Genomic DNA, 19,667 nt, shown 5'->3' with positions numbered 1-19,667 from the left:
TGGAGCGGCTTCGTGGTCGGTATGAACGCTTGGTAACGTTGAACTCGGCCGGAACCCTTCTGCGGGCTTACTGCGGAAGAGTCCTTAGATCCACCTTTAGCCCGAAGACCGCACCACCTCTCAGCGATCCTGGTCCGTGGATGTTCGAACACGGCTCGCCGACAGACGCAGCGTCGGTGTCCGAGCACAGCGCCGCTGCGCAGATCAGTCGATCAATCTTCGGCCCGCGGTTGTGAAGCCGGTGGGGCGGGTCAAAAGGTGCGGATCGGCGGCCTGTGCGATGAGCTCCTCCGAAAGGTCCGGTTGCTCGGCAAGAACTTCGTGGATCGTTTTACCGGAGGACAAGACTAGCTTTGCAAGCTCCGCCGCCCGATCATACCCGATCGCGGGCGTCAGAGCTGTTGCCCCGGCGGTGCTGGCTTCGAGATGTCTGCGGCAAGTCTCGGCATTGGCAGTAATGCCCGCGACGCACTTGGTGCGCAGAACATCGACGGCATTGGTCAGAAGCTCAAGCGAGTGCAGTATGTTGTAGGCGATCACCGGCTCCATGACGTTCAGCTGCAGCTGTCCCGCTTCGGAGGCGAGTGTGATCGTGAGATCATAACCGATGATCTGGAAGGCGACCTGATTGACCACCTCCGGCACTACAGGATTGACCTTTCCGGGCATGATCGAGGAGCCAGGCTGAAGCGCTGGCAAATTGATTTCGTTCAAGCCGCCACGCGGGCCGCTGGAAAGCAGCCGCAGATCGTTGCATATCTTCGAGAGTTTCGTGGCCGTCCGCTTCAGCATTCCCGAGAAGAGCACGAAGGCACCGGTATCCCAGCAGGCTTCGATCAGATTTCCGGCCGGGACGACGGGCAGGCCGGAAATCGCGCGCAACTCGGCGACAGCTGCCGCCTGATATCTGGGGTTCGTATTGATGCCGGTGCCAATCGCCGTGCCACCGAGATTGATTTCATGGAAGAAAGCGCCAATCTCACCGAGACGGGCCACATCTTCCCGCAGCGTCGTCGCGAAAGCCTGAAACTCCTGGCCAAGCGTCATCGGAACTGCGTCTTGCAACTGCGTGCGGCCCAGTTTGATCACGTCCGAAAAAGTTTCCGCCTTGCCCTCCAGCTCACTCGCGAGTTGCCCCAAAGCTCGCTGCAATGCCCCGCGTGAAAGAAGGATCGCAAGACGGATCGCTGTCGGATAAATATCGTTTGTTGATTGAGCGAAGTTGACGTCGTTATTGGGATGCAGTTGGTCATATTGTCCGCGTGGCAGTCCCATGATCTCCAAGCCGCGGTTGGCGATGACCTCGTTGACGTTCATGTTGGTCGAAGTGCCGGCGCCGCCCTGAAACACATCGAGCGGGAACTCGCCAAGATGCCTACCTGCCGCGATTTCTGCACAGACTTGGCAGATGACATCGGCCTTTTGCTTGTCCAGATCGCCGAGCGCCGCGTTGGCGCGTGCCGCTGCCATTTTCACGTAGGCAAGCGACCTGATGAAGTTCGGAAAATGACTGATCCGGATACCTGAAATCGGGAAGTTAGCGATGCCCCGGGCCGTCTGCGGGCCATAATAGGCATCGGCAGGGATGCTTACAGGGCCAAGCGGATCTTTCTCGATGCGCTCTATTTGTGGAGCCTTCGTCACCACGATTACCTCAGTCATTGCGCTGGCACAATTGGCTCGGAGGTGCATCTCAGTTGAGCCTTCAACTCGGAGCTCATCGAAGCCTCGTCATAGGGGGCTGCGGGCGAGCGGTCCAAAGGGCCACAAGGAAAATGGGCCTCCGGGCTTCGAAGTAGTTGCGGAGCGGATCGTCCGGGGGACAGAAGTGAACCAGCTCGCTCCGCCTCCATGGTGGCGCGCACGATCTATTGCTTAGCCCGATCGCCGTTTGGATCGAAAAACGCCCGGAGCGACGCGTCGCATTCGTAGAGTTTGCCGGCGATCTCGATTTCCCATCGACTGTTTTCAATCAAGTCCTTCGTTACACCAGCGGGGTGGTTTACATATCCCATTCCGATTGACGTTCCGATCGTAAAGCTCTTCACACCGGACGAAATATATCCGACAATCCTCCCGTCACAGCGGATAAGTTCTTCATGAAAGAGGACAGGCTTCGGATCGCGAAGCTTGAATGATACCAGCCGTTTTTTAAGCGGTCCGGCATTTTTTTGGGACGTCAACGCCTCTTTTCCTATAAATCCGCCTTCTTTATTCCAGTCCACCGTAAACCCCAACCCCGCCTCAAGCAGCGTATCGACTGGCGTTAGATCGAGCTGGTATTCTCGGTAGGCGCGCTCGGACCGCAGATGTTCAAGCGCGTGGTACCCTGCAGCCTTGAGGCCGTACGCCTGGCCGGCCTCCCAAACAACATCAAACACGTGCTGTGCCATCTCGGTTGGAATATGAAGCTCCCAGCCAAGTTCGCCGACATAAGTCAGCCTGTTGGCTATCACACGAGCATATCCGATATCGATTTCCTGGCTGGTAGCGAATGGGAACGCCGAATTCGCCAGATCTGTGTCGGTTACCTGCGATAGGATCTCGCGCGATCGCGGGCCTTGCAATGACAGGACCGCGTACCCAGACGTGAGGTCGGTGACCGTGACATTCCATTCGTCAGTAATGTGTTTTGTTATCCAGGTCTTATCCCGGGGATGGACGGTCGCTGACGAGATGATTAGGAACTCTGTCTGCGACAATCGGTTTACAGTGATGTCTGTCTCTATCCCGCCCTTTTCATTGAGCATGTGGGTGTATACCAGCTTTCCCACAGGTACATCCACGTTGCCGGCGCAAAGCCACTGAAGGAAATGGCAGGCATCGCGACCCTGAACCAAGTGTTTACCGAAAGAGCTTTGGTCCAACAAGATCGCATTGTTGCGGGCAGCCTTGCACTCCTGACTCGTGTATTTGAACCAGTTCGGCTCGTCGTAGGAGTAGACGTTTTTAATTGATTCCCCCTCCCCCGCAAACCACATGGGACGCTCCCATCCCATTCCTTCGCCAAAGCTAGCTCCAAGCCTCGCCCACCGGTCGTGAAGAGCGCTTTTGCGGACACCTCGGGATGTCTCAGGCTGGTAAGCCGGCCAGTGCATCTTATAGTGAAGACCCAACACTTCGGCTGTGCGATCGTGCAAATATCGTTTATTGATCTGGAAGGGATGGAACCGGGCGACATCCACGAAGCTGATATCCATCTGAGGCTCACCGGCAATGATCCACTCTGCCAGAGCTCGTCCGGCTCCCGCGCCGTATTCAATGCCCTCTGAATTATAACCTGTCGAAACGAAAAGATTTTTCGATCCAGGAACTTCACCAATCATGAACAGAAGGTCAGGGGTGAAACTTTCAGGACCATTGAAAAACTTTGCAATGCCGCAGTTCGCAAGATCAGGAACAATCTCTATCGCTTTGGTCATCGGTAGCTCAAAGTGATCCCAGTCTTCAGGAAGCTCGATGTACGCCGTTTCCTTCGGAAGCTTCCCCATCGGTAAAGGTTTTCCCCAAGGCTCGAAGGCCCCAACCAAGAGCTTTCCTGTATCTTCCTTCAGATACACATGCCCATCGGTGTCGCGTAGCACTGGCAAGGTGGGCGTCACAAAATCCATGGCTTCGGTCACTACATAAAAGTGCTCTGCCGCGTATATCGGAATTCGTGCACCTAACTTCGACGCAAGTTCTCTGGTCCAAAGCCCACACGCAAGCACGAGAATTTCAGCTTCAACAACTCCGTCGTTAGTCCGAACTTGGTAGTGCCCGTCTGCTGTGCGCCAGAGGTCGGTGACTTCCGCGTTTTCGACGATTTTTACCCCGTTCTTTTTGGCGCCAAGAGCTAACGCCATGCATGTGTCGACAGGATTGGTTTGGCCGTCCCCAGGGATAAAGACTGCGCCTTCGATGATTGACGCATTGAGCGCTGGATAGAGCTTTTTCGCCTCGCTCGGCGAGATCATGTTGGCCTCAAGGCCAAAACTTTTGGCGATCGAGGCGTTGCGTGCAGTTTCGTAGAGGCGTTCCTTGGTTCTGGCTACCCCAAGTGTGCCATTTCGCTTGAATCCGGTGGCTTGGCCAGTCTCGGCCTCCAGCGCGGAGTAAAGTTCAGCATTGTATTTTGCGATCTCCGTCAATGCGTGTGTCCCACGCGTCTGCATGATCAAACCCGCAGCGTGCCAAGTTGTACCGGACGTAAGACTGTTGCGCTCCAAGAGTGCGACGTCCTTCTTACCGTTCCTTGCAAGGTGAAAAGCAACACTTGCTCCCGCGATCCCTCCACCAACTATGAGGATCTCGTGGTGGCGAGTCGGTGTTTCACGAGGACGGAAAGGCGGATTCGTAATCATATGTATCCTTGTTCGGTTTCACTCGGAACTGGCAGCGGCAAGGTGTTTCGACGAGTTCGGCCATCTTGAGCTTATGCTGGCCGCTTCCGCGCTTCCGGCCTTATGATCATGCGTCAGTCACTTTCCAGCAGACTAAGGGGCGAGGCTCGCGTAGATCGCGCTAATTGGGCCGCAAAAGCGGCGTCGTTCTGCGTATTCTTCGGTTGGGCGCTGAATTATTGCGCGCAGAGAAAGGGCGGCGCTGATGAAGTCAAGGTTGGTCCGATTGCGAACACTTGCAAAGTGTGTCCGAGCGCCCAGATGGTAAACTTCGCCATCTCTCAAATAGCGGCCCATGACCGCCCTCGATAGCGCTGTGACAAGCGAGCAGGTTGCCGACACAAACTGCTTGAGGAAACCATCGACACCCAACAAAATGATGAACCTGGGCATGCCCGGAGAGAAGACCCCAACCCCCATATTCTGCGCGACGTGGTCGCCTTTGCCGCCGAGCGGCCGAGGAAGCTGAAGGCGAACGCCGCCCTCACCGTCCGCCCCCCGGCGAAAAGAACCCGCGCTTGCCCAGTGCCACGGCTGTCCCGAGCGCGACTGTGAGACGCGCGTCGGCACCCTCGAGCTTGCGCATCCCAAGCTGCGGAGGGCTCCTACTTCCCTCTTAAAGACGCTGACCGCGGTCGTGCGGGAGGTTGGCGGGAACGACCAATAGCGGCCGCTGCTGACCAGATCCGGTGAAGTCCTCAGCGCCATCACGGCTGCCGCGCGAAGCTGCATAGTACCAACGATCGGCTCACCGGCTAGATCAAGCGGAAGACAATGGTCGGCGGCTTCTTCTCCAAGGAGATGCCATAGTCCGCCTTGCAGGTGCGCTGCTCCTGCTCATGGCGATGAAGGAGCTTGTTAGGCCAGATGAGCCATGATCCGCTTATGGGCCTGCCGGCTGTGGGCTGATACGCCGGCTGCATGCCAGAGCGCGCGGCGACCAAGTCCACAGCTACACCCTTCCGTGGGCACGATCTCGCGTCGATTGCGAAAGATCTGTGGCATTGAATGGGCTATGAGTGGCCGGAATACTGATAGTTGCCCGACAGGTAGACTCAGCGCTATTCGGGGTAAGATGAAAAGTTAACGGATTGGGAAGCGAAGCACTTCGGCCACCTTCCCAATCCGGCTGCCTAAAAGCTTTCAGCTAGTCTACGACTATCAACTCTCGTGCGACGTCGGCTAGCCGCTCGCCACCCTTTTCGGTAACAACAAACGACTCCGAGATTGCGGCTCCGAAGGCAGGAGGCCTCACTCCTGATTGGAAATGGAAGCACATGCCAGCCTGGAGCACGGTCTTTTCGCCGGCGCGAATGCTCACAGTACGCTCGCCCCAGTCTGGCGGAAAATTCATGCCGATTGAGTAGCCGGAACGGCCTTTTTTGACGTACCCGTGGCGGTTCAGAACGCTCAGCCAAACGGTGTTCAGTTCGTCGACGATTACACCCGGCTTTGCCATTTCTAGAACAGCGTCGCCACCTTCGATGATGGCATTGGCGAGGTGTTGGGCCTCCTTAGGTGGCTTTCCCATGTAGACCGTACGCGTCAGAGGCGCGTGATAATGGCGCCTGGCCGCTCCAATCTCCAGGAGAACCAGCCCCGACTTGGGCAGGGGCTTGTCCGACCATGTGAGGTGTGGAGCGTTCGTCTTCTCGTCAACCTGTATCAATGGACAGAGGCTTGTATAATCACCGTACTTCCCATCAACGCCTCTTGTCTGATCAGCATAAATCTGAGCGACGATTTCGTATTCAGGAACTCCTGGCTTCAGATTATTGATCGCCTGGCGCATGGTGTGGCTGACAATCCGACCCGCTTCCCTCATGTAGACAAGTTCGGCGTCGGATTTGACGAGTCGGGCCCAATTAACGAGGCCGCGGCTGTCAGAGAACTTTGCATTTGGAAGGCCGTTGACAAGGTGCTGATGCGCACGCGCTGTATAAAAATGCGCATCGAGCTCAACCCCTATGCGATCAGATCCCCAACCGCGGGATTTTATGATTTCGCTAACTTCGTCGTAGGGATGCAGCTCCACATGATGAAGTCGGTCGTCGGAAAAATTGATAATGTTGTCAGCAGGCAAGTCCGTCGTGGCACGAGCGCCGTTCACGTCGACCAGCCGCCCTATCCAAATCGGCGTGTCCGATTTTAGGTGCAATAGAACCACTTGTGGCGTATAGAAGGACCAGGCGTCATAGCCGGTCAGCCAGCACATATTTGCGGGGTCTTGGCAGATTAGCAGGTCGACTCCTGCTTCCTCCATCCGTCTCTTCACGTCTTGGATACGGCGTCGATACTCCGCCGGCTGAAAGGGTTTCTCAAAGTCCATTTGTAAGTCGTCCTCTGCACCTAGGTTGGCTGACCGGACCAAGCATTCATGCCCAATCCGTGCTGGTTCCCAACCTAGCATGCTTCAGAGGCCTGCTTCGCGCGGACCTCTTCGTCCAATCGCAGAAAACCTGCGTTATTGGCGCTCCATGCGCAGCTTCACCTCCCCTTGTGAAAGGGCTCGGCGCATCTCCGGGGTGGGCTGCGGCCTTTTATTGAAGCCAAATAGCCGGACAACGGTGGAACCGTGACCCGCCGCTTGATCCACGGAAGCCACGCCGAGGGCGGGGCTCTTCTGGAGAACGCTGCAGTACAGGCAGGCTGGCGTCATTCAGATCAGATGGACCACCTGGGACGGCCCACGGCCGTGCAAATATCCTGCCCGAAGGGCGTCGTGAAACCGTCTAGGCAAAGCGGTGTTGCGCATGCCCGCTGCGGGGCGTTGGCGGCGGAGACAATCCCCGATTTTAGCAGCCCAAGACCGAGCTACTACGCCACTCCATGCCAGAGCCCGCTTGGCATGACAGGTAGCGGTGACGTGCCGACCCACAACTACGTGGTTTCATTTATCCACTGTTCAATCTGCTAAGGGCGCCCCGCAACTTGGCTTTCGCAAGACGCGGGCCGCGACATCATTTGTCCGAAGCGCCGCCGAAAGTCGCGCTACTTTGCAAGCTTCGTCGTCTTGGACACAAAGCGACGAAGCGGCTCCTTTTACGCGGTCCTCAAATTGACCGGTATGTTGCGCTATGCTGCCTTCGTCCGATCCGCCATCACGCCGGCAACGATCTCGCCGAAGGAAGCTGGCGTCGGCACGATAGTGACGCCGGCTTCCTTCAAGATCTCGACCTTCTCTTGAGCAGACTCGCCGAAGGCGGAGATGATTGCGCCGGCATGGCCCATGCGGCGGCCCTTCGGCGCGGAGAGACCGGCAATGTAGGCGATCAAGGGCTTCCGCATATTGTCGCGCGCCCAGAGCGCGGCTTCGGCTTCCTGTGGGCCGCCGATCTCGCCGATCATCACCACGGCGTCGGTATCGTCGTCCTGCTCGAACAGTTCCAGGATGTCCTTGAAGGACGAGCCGTTGATCGGGTCGCCGCCGATGCCGACGCTGGTCGACACGCCGATGCCCAGCGCCTTCATCTGCGAGGCCGCCTCGTAGCCCAGCGTTCCGGAGCGGCCGACGATGCCGACGCGGCCGGGAAGATAGATGCTGCCGGGCATGATGCCCATCAGCGCCTGGCCGGGCGTGATGATGCCGGCGCAGTTCGGCCCGATCAGCCGCATGCGATCCTCGAAGCGGTAGCGCCGCATGTATCGCTTCACCCGCATCATGTCCTGAGAAGGAATGCCGTCGGTGATGCAGACGCAGAACTTGATGCCGGCGTCCGCCGCCTCCATGATCGAGTCGGCTGCGAAGGGCGGCGGCACGAAGACGATGCTCGCATCGGCTCCGGTTTCGCGCACCGCGCCCTTGACGGTGTTGAACACCGGCAGGCCAAGATGTGTCTGGCCGCCCTTGCCGGGTGTAACGCCGCCGACCACATTAGTGCCGTAACGCTTCATGTCTTCAGCGTGAAAACTGCCGATCTTGCCGGTAAATCCCTGCACGATTGCGCGAGTGTCCCGGTTGAGCAGAATTGCCATCTTTCGTCCCCTCAGCCTGTTTTTTTCATTGTGGCCGCGCGCCAGGCGGCGACGGCCTTTTCGGCGGCTTCGGCAAGCGTTTCGGCGACGATCACCGACTCGCCGGAATCGGCCAGGATGCGGCGCCCTTCCTCGACCTTGGTGCCTGCCAACCGCACCACCAACGGCACGTTGACGCCGACTTCGCGGATTGCCTTGACAACGCCCTCGGCGACCCAGTCGCAGCGGTTGATGCCGGCGAAGATGTTGACCAGGATGGTCTTGACATTCTTGTCCCCAAGGACGGCGCGGAACGATTTCGCCACCCGCTCGGGCGAGGCGCCGCCGCCGATGTCGAGGAAGTTGGCCGGTTCGCCGCCGGCGATCTTGATCATGTCCATTGTCGCCATGGCGAGACCGGCGCCATTGATGATGCAGCCGATATTGCCGTCGAGGCCGACATAGGACAGGCCACGGTCGCTGGCAAAGGTTTCGCGCGGATCCTCCTGCGACTTGTCGCGCAGTTCGGAAATTTGGGGACGACGAAACAGCGCGTTCTCATCGAACGACATCTTGGCGTCCAGTGCCATCAGATTACCGTCACGCGTGACGACCAGCGGATTGATCTCTAGCATCGAGGCGTCGTAGTCGCGAAACACGCGGTAGCAACCAAGCAGGGTTTCAGTCGCCTTGCCAATTAGGTTGTTTTCGAGACCAAGCCCGAAGGCGATCTCGCGCGCCTGATAGTGCTGCATTCCCGCGCCAGGGTCGACCGTCGCGCGAATGATTGAATCTGGCTGCTTTTCGGCGATCTCTTCGATCTCCATGCCGCCGGACGCAGACGCGACGATCATCACCCGCTCGGCTTTACGGTCGAGAACAAAGGCGAGATAGATTTCCTGGCCAATGTCGACGGTCTCTTCGACATAGAGCCGCGACACCAACTTGCCGCGCGGCCCCGTCTGATGCGTCACCAGCTTCCTGCCCAGCATCGCCTCGGCCGCATCGGACACTTCCTGGTCGGACGAGCATATGCGGATGCCGCCGGCCTTGCCGCGCGCACCGGAATGAATCTGCGCCTTGACCACCCATTTGCCGCCGCCGATCTCGCTGGCACGGTATGTTGCCTGCTCCGGACTGTAGGCCAGCCCGCCGCGCGGCACATGCACGCCATGACGGGCAAGCAGTTCCTTGGCCTGGTATTCGTGGATGTCCATCATGTCCTCCCGGTATTTTTACTGCGCCGCCATATGCGCCTGGCCGGCGCGCTCGATCGCCTCGTTAACCGCCAATACGTTCCTGGCCATGCGCTCCGACGCGGCGTCGATCATCTTGCCGTCGAGGGCTGCCGCTCCCTTGCCCTGCGCCTCGGCCTCTTTCAGCACTTCGAGGATGCGCCTGGCGCGGGTGACCTCTTTTTCCGGTGGCGAGAAGACGTCGTTGGCGAGCGCGATCTGCGAGGGATGGATCGCCCATTTGCCTTCGATGCCAAGTGCTGCGGCGCGCCTTGCGGCTCCCTTGTAGCCTTCGGGATCGGAGAAATCGCCGAACGGTCCGTCAATGGCGCGCAGGCCGTAGGCGCGGCAGGCGACCGTCATGCGCGACAAAGCGAAATGCCACTGGTCACCGGGATAATCGGGGTTGAGGCCGCCGATGTTGACGGTGCGCGCCTTGTTGCTGGCGGCATAGTCGGCAACGCCGAAATGCATGGCTTCCAGCCGGCCCGGCGTGGCGGCGATCGCCTCGACATTGGCCATGCCGAGCGCGGTCTCGATCAGCGCTTCTAGACCGACACGGGTCTTGAAACCTTTAGCCATCTCGATCTGGTTGACCATGGCCTCGACCATGTAGAGATCCGCTGGAACGCCCACCTTCGGCACCAGGATGGTGTCCAGGCGGTCGCCGGCCTGTTCCATGACGTCGACCACGTCGCGATACATGTAATGGGTATCGAGGCCGTTGATGCGCACCGAGACGGTCTTGCCCTTGGCGCGCCAGTCGATGTCGTTGAGCGCCTGGATGATGTTTTTGCGGGCGCGTTCCTTGTCAGGCGGGGCGACCGCATCCTCGATGTCGAGGAATACGAAGTCGGCGGCGCTGTTCGCCGCCTTGTCGATCATCTCCGGACTGGAGCCGGGAACGGTCAACTCGCTGCGCTGCAGCCTCAGTTTCTTCAGGTGGTTGATCGTGTGGCTCATCGTGGGCTCCCAGCATCGGGCTGTTGCTTTTCAAGTCCTTTTGTGTTCTTCACAGGCTAGCACGCCTTGGACGCTGGGGTTGTGCTGCCCAGCCGGTGATGCCGCACAAGATCTGCATATTTGCGGCCGCTCGCGCAGCAAATCCTCTTCCCTGGTTCTTTCGTCGCCTGGGAAGCGGTTGCCACCCATTGGGAGCGCAGCAGAAATATCTTCGGCAAGAAGATTTTCGATTTAGTGTGATTTTTGGGATTTGCCCCAATCTGTTTGCACAAACCGCAGTGGCGATCTAAGCACAAGATCTCCCCACCAGGTCACCGGTCTTACAATCACACTTCCCCACCTTTCGAAGTCCATTACAATCCTGACGTATACTGCGAAGCCGAAGTGTCAGCCCCGCAATAAGTCCGCTTAGCGTGGCCGACTGCAACTTACCGTTCGCCACCCCTCGAGGCTGAGTGTGATCGTGGATGGCCACAGGTGACAATGTCATCTTTCCTTGCTGAACCTTGCCCATAAGCCGACAGAGATCAAACGGCGAGAAACATCAGTCGCATGCCGTTATTCGCAGGAGAACGCCTTGGTGGGCCTCGATCGCGCTGCAAATCGCCGCAGTTGCACGGGCTATTTTGCCGGAAATGAACGGTCGATTGTGAGGTTAGTAATGAAAGGTACAGCAACTGCCGCGTTAAAGGAGCTCAAAAGGCAGGACCTCCTTCAAAAGTGCGCCTATGTGAATGGAGCTTGGCTCTCCAAGGCTGAGACGATCTTGGTGGTTGACCCGGCTACTGGCCAGGACTTGGCTCACGTGGCTGCCTGTGAGGTGTCTGATGTAGATGACGCGGTCAGCTTCGCGAGGACTGCGTTTGAACATTGGCGCAATGTTCTTCCTTGGGAACGGGGCGCATGTCTGCGGAGATGGGCCGCCGGTATTCGCGAGAATGCGGAAGACCTTTCCACCATCATGACCGCTGAACAAGGCAAACCATTAACCGAGGCGCACGGTGAAATTTTATATGCCGCCAGCTTTCTTGACTGGTTTGCGGCAGAGGGTGAGCGAGCATATGGCGAGACCATTCCGAGCCATCTTGCGGGCAGCCGGCTCTCCGTGCAGATGCAGCCGGTCGGAGTGACGGTCGCTATCACGCCTTGGAACTTTCCGTCGGCGATGATCACCAGGAAAGCAGGAGCCGCCTTGGCTGCGGGCTGCACGATGATTGTGAAGCCAGCCCCGGAAACGCCCTTGTCCGCTCTGGCGCTTGCCCGCCTTGCCGAGGAGGCAGGAATCCCGGCTGGCGTGTTTCAGGTGATCACGGGAGAGGCTGCCCCACTCGCAAAACGGCTATTGGATCATAGAGATGTGCGGGCATTCTCCTTCACGGGCTCGACGGAGGTCGGTCGGATCCTGCTCGAGCAGTCGGCAAAAACCGTGAAGAAGGCTTCGCTTGAGCTGGGCGGCAATGCTCCTTTTATAATTTTCGATGATGCCCCCATGGAGACAGCCGTAGCTGGATGCATAGCAGCCAAATTTGCCACATCCGGTCAGGACTGCCTGGCAGCCAATAGGATCTATGTTCAACGAGGCAACTATGAGCGCTTCGTGGAAGAATTCGCGAAGGCCACCGGTAAACTGAAAGTCGGACACGGATTCGAACCCGGCGTCGATATTGGCCCAATGACCAGACCATCCGTCGCCGAAAAGTGCAGACGGCAGGTGTCCGAAGCTCTTTGTTCCGGGGCTCGCATCGTTGTTGGCGGACAGGATAGTCTTCTCGGGGGCAACTTCGTTACCCCGACTGTTCTCGCCGATGTCACGGACGACATGCTGGTGGCGAAGGAAGAGACCTTTGGGCCGGTGGCGGCAGTCCTTCCGTTCGATGAGGAGGCGGAAGTGCTTGCACGAGCCAACAACTCGGAAATGGGCCTTGCGGCTTACGTTTACACAAGAGATCTGAATCGCGCCATGCGGCTAACCGATCAGTTGGAATACGGCATGGTCGCCGTTAACACCCCGAAATTCACCGGCGCTCCCATACCCTTTGGCGGATGGAAACAATCCGGGCTCGGCCGCGAGGGCTCAAGGCATGGTCTCGCCGAATATCTGGAAGCCAAATACGTGTGCATCGGTAATACGGCAAACTGAAGGGACAGACGCATGAGTATCAACATCAAGGACATCAGCGAGAAGGATAGAAATGCTGTCCTGCATCCTTTCACACAGCTCAAGGATTTTGCCACCGGCAAGCTCGGCGAGCCGACCATCGTTGAGACAGGCAAAGGCATCCGCATTCAAGATGCGCATGGCAACCAGCTGATCGACGGATTCGCCGGCCTTTATTGCGTCAATGTCGGTTACGGCCGCACCGAGGTCGCCGAAGCGATTTCCCGCCAGGCTTTCCGTCTGGCCTACTATCATTCCTACGCCGCCCACACGACCGACGAGCTCGCAATCCTTTCCGATCGCCTCGTGAAGATGGCGCCGGGCAAGATGAGCAAGGTGTTCTACGGCATGTCCGGCTCGGACGCCAACGAGACGCAGGCCAAGCTCGTCTGGTATTATAATAATCTCCGCGGTAAGCCGACCAAGAAGAAGATCATCTCGCGTGAACGCGGCTATCACGGCTGCAGCGTCGTGTCCGGCTCGATGACCGGTATGAGCTTTTATCACGACCACATGGACCTGCCGCTTCCGCAGATTGTTCACACCGGTGTTCCGCATCATTACTGGGGTGCAACCCCGGGCGAGACCGAACTGGAATTTTCAGCGCGGCGCGGCGAGGAACTTGATCAGCTGATCGAGCGGCTGGGGCCAGACAACGTGGGGGGCTTCATCGGCGAGCCGGTGCTCGGCACCGGCGGCATCACGCCTCCGCCGGAAGGGTACTGGCAAGCAATCCAGGCCGTGCTCAGGAAGCACGACGTGCTGCTCATTGCTGATGAAGTTATAACCGGCTTTGGCCGTACTGGCTCCATGTTCGGCTCGCAGCACTACGGCATGGAGCCAGACCTCATCACGATCGCAAAAGGTCTGACTTCGGCCTATTTCCCGCTTTCCGCGGCAATTGTCGGTGAAAAAGTCTACAAGGTCCTGGAGGACGGGGCAGACAAGGTCGGGGCATTCTCGCACGGATATACATATTCAGGCCATCCGATCGGGGCTGCCGCGGCCAACGCGGTCCTCGACATCGTCGAGAAAGAAGACCTTCCCGGCAATGCCCGTGACGTCGGCGCGTTCTTCCAGGCGCAGTTGCAGGAGAAGTTCGCGCAGTTGCCGATCGTCGGCGAAGTGCGCGGCGTCGGTCTAATGGCTGCAATCGAATTCGTTGCCGATCGCGGCAAGAAGAAACGTTTCGATCCGTCGCTGAAGGTCGGTGCACGCATTTCGAAGGCAGCACGCGACCGCGGCCTGATCGTCCGCGCCATGCCGCATGGTGACATCCTCGGCTTCGCTCCGCCTTTGGTGACAACCAAGTCTGAAGTGGAAGAGATCATTGGCATCGCTGAGAGTGCAGTGCGCTTCGTTATGGATGAGCTCACGAGAGAGGGAGCTTAGCGTCTGAGGCGGGCGACAGCCGAACCTGCGGCGCCAGACGCCCTGATGTCTGCCTTAGGCAGGTTCAGCCTCCTGAGCGGTTCACCGGTGGCGACGCTAGCGAAGATCAATGGACACTTAGCGGGAGAATCCTCGGCACCCGAATGTGGTGGCTCAGCGCCAATCCAAATGCCAAAGCCGGTCGCGCAGTTTTGCACATGGCCGTTTCACGAACGAGAGATCAGGCTAGCAGAAAAGGAACTCCCGGGATGCTAGACTCGCAGTCGACCTGCCGAAATTTTTGCTTTTACCTCCTCCCTGCCTTTTCGCTCCAGGCGTTCTCGTCGGCAGTAGAGGCGCTAAGGCTCGCCAACGAAGTGTTGGGGCGGGACGTGTATAGCTGGCAGGTCGTTTCGGACGACGGGGGGCCTGTGGTCTCAAGTTGCGGGTTGTTGGTATGCGCTGCATCGTCGTTGTCGTTCGAACGTGAAAGAACTCGTCGATCAATCTCAGCACCGACCGTCGTCGTCGTCGGCGGCCGTAGTGCTCCTAGCGCGCACAAACAGCTTGAAGCCTGGTTACGAGAGTGCAGAAACCACCGCAGTTGTCTCGTAGGCATAAGTAGCGGAACGATTGCGCTTGCTCGTGCCGGTGTTGCAGAAGGGCGGCGTTGCGCGGTTCACTGGGAACAATTTCCTATATTCTCTGAGCGCTTTCTGGGTGTGTCAGCCACTCAAACCGCCTTTGAGCGGGATGGAGACCTGTACACCTGCGCCGGGGGAGACGCTCCCTTCGACATGTTCCTAGATTTGATTGACGGTCACCATGGGACGATAGTGGTCAATCGTATTTGTGAAAAAGCTATCGCGTGCAGGACCCGTTCAGCGGGTGACCGCCAACGTTTGCCACTCCATTCACGAGTGCAACTAAATCATCGGGCGGTCATCAAGATAATTGAGGAGATGGAGGCAAACCTTACGGAGCCACTGCTATTGGACGAACTTGTGGGATCAGCCGGTCTTTCCCGACGTCAAATCGAGCGGCTGTTTAGGAGAGAACTGGGATGTTCTCCAAGCCGTTATTACTTGGATCTTCGCCTGGAACGGGCGCATCTGCTGCTCATCAGTTCCCGCCTGCCGGTCGTCGAGATAGCGATGGCTTGCGGCTTCATCTCCGCATCGCACTTCTCAAAAGCGTACCGAGACGCCTACGGGTGCGCGCCGCATCAATCACGACTGCCAGTTCACCAACGAAAAAAAACGCGGTCGAGCGCGCCGGAAGAAAATAGAATCAGAAAAATCGACCGGAGGCTAAGTTACGAACGAGTGCCTAACTGCCACTAGCAGAGCGTTGTTCTGTGAAGATCGGTTATGGCGCTGGTGTTGGTGATGGGCTCACGTCGATGAGCTCGTGTCGATTGTCAGGTTCGAAAACCGGGCTCGCTCTGGGTCGACCCGGGCGCGATAGAAGAGGATTTTCTCAACATGATACCATTGCCATTCCACCCCGACGAATACCGCAGCAGGCTTTCCGCTATTCGCGCGGAAATGGCGCGCCGCAACCTCGATCTTCTCATCGTCAACGACGTCGCCAACCAGCATTACATCACCGGCTATGACGGCTGGTCGTTTTACACGCCGCAGATGGTCCTGGTCCCGCTCGCCGACGAGGAGCCGGTCTGGATCGGTCGCGCCATGGATGCCGCCGGCGGGTTGCTGACGGCCTGGATGAAGCCGGAGAACGTCGTCGGTTTTCCCGAAGATCATGTCCAGCGCACCGACCGTCATCCGATGGACTGGATTGCCGCCTGGATCGACAGGAAGGACTGGGGGCGCGGCAATATCGGCATCGAGCTTGAGGCCTACTACTATTCGCCAAAGGCGCATGCGCGCCTGACAGCGGGCCTGCCAAACGCAGTGTTCCACGACGCCGACCTGATGGTGAACTGGATCCGCAGCGTCAAATCGGAAGCCGAGATCGGCTACCTACGCAAAGCCTCGCGTCTTGCCGAGGCGGCGGTCACCGCGGCATATGAGGTGATAGCGCCAGGCGTTCGCGAGTGCGACGCCATCGCCAAAATCCAAGCCGCTCAGGTAGCTGGATCGCCGGATTTCGCCGGCGACATCACCGCCCTGCCACCGACAATACTGGGGGGCGAAAATGCATCGGCGCCGCATATCATGTGGAGCGATCGTCGCTTTGGCCACAACGAAACCGTCGCGCTCGAGCTGGCCGGCGTTGTTCGTCGCTATGCCGCCGGTCTGGCGCGGACGCTTCAGCTGGGCGCCATGCCAGCCAAGGTCGGCGACACCGGCAAGGCCGTGCTCGAAGGCATGGAGGCCGTGCTTTCGACCATCAGGCCTGGCGTCTTGGCGGAGGACATCGAGGCGAGCTGGCGCAAGGTCATCCAGAGCTACGGCCTGAAGAAGGAATCCCGCATTGGCTATTCGATCGGCGCGGCCTATCCGCCAGACTGGGGCGAGCACACGATTAGCCTGCGCCAAGGGGATAAGACAATCCTGAAGCCAGGCAATGTCCTTCATTCGATCCTCGGCATGTGGATGGACGGCTGGGGGATCGAAGTGAGCGAAACCATCCTCGTCACCGCTGACGGCTGCGAGACTCTGACCAGCTTCCCGCGAGAGATCTATGTCAAACACTGAACGGCAATGATGGATCCCGCGCTGGAACGCCGATGATCGAACGGCGCCAACTCCATCGCAATTCGGCAACCGTCGAGCAAAAAGAGCGATGCGCCGGCCTTCGAAATCAGTGTTCGAAGAAGCCGGTTCAGCGGCATGAGGCAGAGGCCCGCTTCGGTATTGCCGTCGAAGCCGTCGCGGCTGCCGGTACCGGCCTTTGGCGTACGTTCAGGTTCTTGCAGCGTGCCCGCGCGCGAACGACTGGCGTAGCGGCGGGTTCGATCAACGTGGGAAGGGCGACGCCCAGGTTCTGGCAACCGACGCTAGACGTTTGATCCAGGTTTTGATGCGGCTTGTCCTCCGAATCCGGGATGCGCTATGTGCCGGGTTCTTCATGGGAGCGCCACGACGACAGCGGTGTTCCGTCGAGCGATACAGCATGAAAGAGCCTGAAGCGCTATCAAGCTCACCCATCACCGACAAGAATGACTCTGCACCGGGTCCCGGCATAACCCCTCAAGTATGCGGCGTCTGCTCGGGCTCGGCTTTGGCGTCGCCACGCGAAATTGGCGCGGAGCCTGTCCACCTTTGGAAGCTTAGCCCCTCACGGCGCAGGAATTGCCAAACAGTGTCATGTGAGACTTTCACACCGTGTGCCTCAAGCTCTGCTTTCAACTGATGCAGTGTCAAATGCGGCGCCTTGTCAATTCGCTCCTGGATGAAATCCCGGTGAGGTTCCAGAACGCGCTTTCGGTGGCCACCCATCTTGCGAGGCTCGATAGAACCGCTCATTCGGTAGCGCTGCGACCATTTAACGGCGGAAGAAACTGCAATCCCAAAACGAGCCGCGACCGACCGGCAGCTCTCGCCAGCTTCAATCGCAAATACGATGCGCTCGCGCAGGCTCTTGGAGAGGGGTGCTGTCATTCAAGCTTCAGTCCTGGTTAGTCTTGATAATGCGAACCTAGGCAAGAACTGAACCCCGGTACGTTCACTGCTCTGAGGTTCTATGTCAAATTCAGTTTGCCGATCGGATTCATCTTACGACAAGATGGTCTGGCTATCGGATGCACTTAGAACGTCAGACCCTTAAGGCGTCTCCGCCGTAGCAAGCTCTGAAGTGGAGGCATGCTGGCCTTCATGAGAACAATTTTTGCCCAGCAAGAAAATGGGCGGAGTTGGACAGCAGCGGTCCTTTCGCGACGGATGTCGCGCAAAGCGCCAGTTGCTTGACTGACTGGCCATCGCCCAGCAAGACTTCGGGCCACGAGAGGAACGGCGCCTCGATCCATCAAAGCCTCTAGGTCGCTGACCGGTCGGGACGGGCTTAAACGGAACGCTCCATGGCCGTAGTCCCTCAGCGGGTCACATGGAATTGGGGACGAAGACTCAATGCGGACCTTTCAAACCGCTTCCTTGACGGCAGAAAGGAACTGCTTGGTGCGGTCGCGCTGTGGGCTGGTAAACAATGTCTGCGGGGGCGCCTGCTCCTCTATCGAGCCGCCATAAAAGAAGCACACGCGGTCAGAGATGTCGCGAGCAAAGCCCATCTGATGGGTGACCATGATCATGGTTAGATTGTGCTCGGCGACTAGCTTTCGAATGACATGTGTCACCTCGCCGATGACTTCGGGGTCGAGGGCGGAAGTGACTTCGTCGAAAAGCATCACCTTGGGCCGCATCGCCAACGCGCGGGCTATGGCGACGCGCTGTTGTTGTCCCCCTGATAGACGGGAAGGATGCTGGTCGCGCTTGTCGATCATACCCACCATTTTCAGGAGCTCTTCGGATCGCTCAAGCGCCTCTTTCCTCGAAAGCCCCAGTACCTGGACTGGGCCTTCCATGCAGTTCTGGATCGCGGTCATATGCGGAAACAGGTTGAAGTGCTGGAAACACATCCCGATCGAGGAGCGAATCTTCCGCTGGTATCGCTCGTCTGCCGGCACAAGGACCCCATCGCGGGGCATGTGTGTCAGCGGCTTGCCGTCGACGTATATCACGCCGCCATTGATAGTTTCGAGTGTCATAAGGGCTCGCAACACCGTGGTCTTCCCGGACCCTGAGGGTCCTATAATGGTAACCATCTCTCCTTCGGCCACGTCAAAATCGAGGTGGCTGATGACGTTGAGCCTTCCGTAGCTCTTGCTGACGTTCATGAACCGGACCATGGGGCGGTCATGCTCCGGCAGTTCAAGGGGATAGTCGGTATTGCTCATTTTACAGTCCTAGTCTCAGCCGCAGCCGTCGTTCGAACATCCTGACGAGTCCGGCCGTCGGAAGCGAGATCAAGAGGAAAATCAGGCCAACCAATGTAAAAGGTTCCAGATACCTGTAGTTCTCGGACCCTAACGCGTTGGCCGTGTGCATTAGCTCCATGACACCAATTACCGACAGCATGGGCGTGTCCTTGAGGATGCCCACTAGGTAGTTGCCGAGGCCTGGCACCGCAGGCGCAAGCGCCTGCGGGATGATGATGCGTACATATGTGACGCGGGGGGACATGTTCAGCGCACGGCACACCTCCCATTGCCCGGGAGCCACGGAATTGAGCCCTGCGCGGTAAACCTCTGAGAGATAGGCCGAATAGTGCAGACCGATCGCAAAAATGCCGGATATCCAGGGCGACAGGAAAATCCCGAACTGGGGTCCGACGTAGAAAACAAAGAAAATCTGCAGGACCAAGGGCGTGGACCGGATGAATTCAATCAGCTCCCTGGCGACAATTGTCAGTGCGGGCCACTTTGTGCGTTGTGCAAGAGCGAGCAGCAGGCCACCGACCAGAGCAATTGAATACCCGATCCCGGCCGCAATCAACGTGTTGAGGGTAGCCCACAACAACTGTGGCAGGATCTCCCACGTAAAGTCCCAGCGCCAGTTGAATGTCATGCCCTTCCAAGCCTCCGGGCAACCAAGCGTTCCGCCCAGCGCATCATCGGGGTTATGAGGAACCTGGCAAGGATGT

At 58.3% G+C, this 19,667-nt stretch carries 13 protein-coding genes; 4 read left to right on the top strand and 9 right to left on the bottom strand.

Translation table 11 applies throughout. The features are described 5' to 3' along the window. Positions 1-204: 204 nt before the first annotated feature. The 6 genes from EN851_RS31840 to EN851_RS31815 form a co-directional block, all read right to left on the bottom strand. Positions 205-1,662, bottom strand: a complete 1,458-nt coding sequence (locus EN851_RS31840; RefSeq protein ID WP_135930793.1) for an aspartate ammonia-lyase — start codon at positions 1,660-1,662, stop codon at positions 205-207. A 206-nt stretch (positions 1,663-1,868) separates the two neighbouring features. Continuing rightward, entirely contained in the window at positions 1,869-4,343 is a 2,475-nt protein-coding gene (locus EN851_RS31835) for an FAD-dependent oxidoreductase (RefSeq protein ID WP_135930792.1), read from the bottom strand. A gap of 1,186 nt (positions 4,344-5,529) precedes the next feature. Further along, the gene (locus tag EN851_RS31830; RefSeq protein ID WP_135930791.1) at positions 5,530-6,711 is read right to left on the bottom strand and encodes a Xaa-Pro peptidase family protein; all 1,182 of its coding nucleotides are present in this window, start codon (positions 6,709-6,711) and stop codon (positions 5,530-5,532) included. A gap of 746 nt (positions 6,712-7,457) precedes the next feature. Continuing rightward, a complete protein-coding gene (sucD, locus tag EN851_RS31825; RefSeq protein ID WP_135930790.1) occupies positions 7,458-8,357 on the bottom strand; it encodes a succinate--CoA ligase subunit alpha in 900 nt (299 codons plus the stop codon). An 11-nt stretch (positions 8,358-8,368) separates the two neighbouring features. Further along, the gene (locus EN851_RS31820) at positions 8,369-9,553 is read right to left on the bottom strand and encodes a malate--CoA ligase subunit beta (protein ID WP_128285655.1); all 1,185 of its coding nucleotides are present in this window, start codon (positions 9,551-9,553) and stop codon (positions 8,369-8,371) included. 18 nt (positions 9,554-9,571) lie between these two features. Beyond that, entirely contained in the window at positions 9,572-10,534 is a 963-nt protein-coding gene (locus tag EN851_RS31815; RefSeq protein ID WP_135930789.1) for a CoA ester lyase, read from the bottom strand. A gap of 661 nt (positions 10,535-11,195) precedes the next feature. On the opposite strand from EN851_RS31815, the gene EN851_RS31810 reads away from it, so the two are divergent. The 4 genes from EN851_RS31810 (at position 11,196) to EN851_RS31795 (ending at position 16,726) form a co-directional block, all read left to right on the top strand. Further along, positions 11,196-12,674: an NAD-dependent succinate-semialdehyde dehydrogenase gene (locus EN851_RS31810; protein WP_127316355.1), complete on the top strand. Its 1,479-nt coding sequence runs from the start codon at positions 11,196-11,198 to the stop codon at positions 12,672-12,674. Between the two features lie 12 nt (positions 12,675-12,686). Next, positions 12,687-14,084, top strand: coding sequence for an aspartate aminotransferase family protein (locus EN851_RS31805; RefSeq protein WP_127316356.1), 1,398 nt, complete (start codon positions 12,687-12,689; stop codon positions 14,082-14,084). Positions 14,085-14,227: 143 nt separating this feature from the next. After that, positions 14,228-15,406 (top strand): GlxA family transcriptional regulator, encoded by a 1,179-nt coding sequence (locus EN851_RS31800; protein ID WP_348630745.1) that lies wholly within the window; start codon positions 14,228-14,230, stop codon positions 15,404-15,406. A gap of 141 nt (positions 15,407-15,547) precedes the next feature. Then, positions 15,548-16,726 carry a M24 family metallopeptidase gene (locus EN851_RS31795; protein WP_135930788.1) on the top strand — a complete coding sequence of 393 codons (1,179 nt, stop codon included), beginning with the start codon at positions 15,548-15,550 and terminating at the stop codon, positions 16,724-16,726. Positions 16,727-17,221: 495 nt separating this feature from the next. Here the strand turns inward: EN851_RS31795 and EN851_RS31790 are convergent, their stop codons facing one another. From EN851_RS31790 to ehuD, 3 genes are all read right to left on the bottom strand, one after another. Then, the gene (locus tag EN851_RS31790) at positions 17,222-17,632 is read right to left on the bottom strand and encodes a transposase (protein ID WP_281041108.1); all 411 of its coding nucleotides are present in this window, start codon (positions 17,630-17,632) and stop codon (positions 17,222-17,224) included. A gap of 476 nt (positions 17,633-18,108) precedes the next feature. Next, positions 18,109-18,921 (bottom strand): ectoine/hydroxyectoine ABC transporter ATP-binding protein EhuA, encoded by an 813-nt coding sequence (gene ehuA, locus EN851_RS31785; protein WP_135930787.1) that lies wholly within the window; start codon positions 18,919-18,921, stop codon positions 18,109-18,111. A gap of 1 nt (position 18,922) precedes the next feature. Continuing rightward, the coding region (gene ehuD, locus EN851_RS31780) for an ectoine/hydroxyectoine ABC transporter permease subunit EhuD (RefSeq protein ID WP_348630744.1) at positions 18,923-19,667 on the bottom strand (745 nt) is incomplete at its 5' end.

The organism is Mesorhizobium sp. M8A.F.Ca.ET.208.01.1.1, assembly GCF_004791315.1.
Taxonomy (GTDB): domain Bacteria; phylum Pseudomonadota; class Alphaproteobacteria; order Rhizobiales; family Rhizobiaceae; genus Mesorhizobium.
The sequence above is the reverse complement of the archived record's forward strand: the minus strand, read 5'-3'. Positions and strand labels throughout refer to the sequence as shown.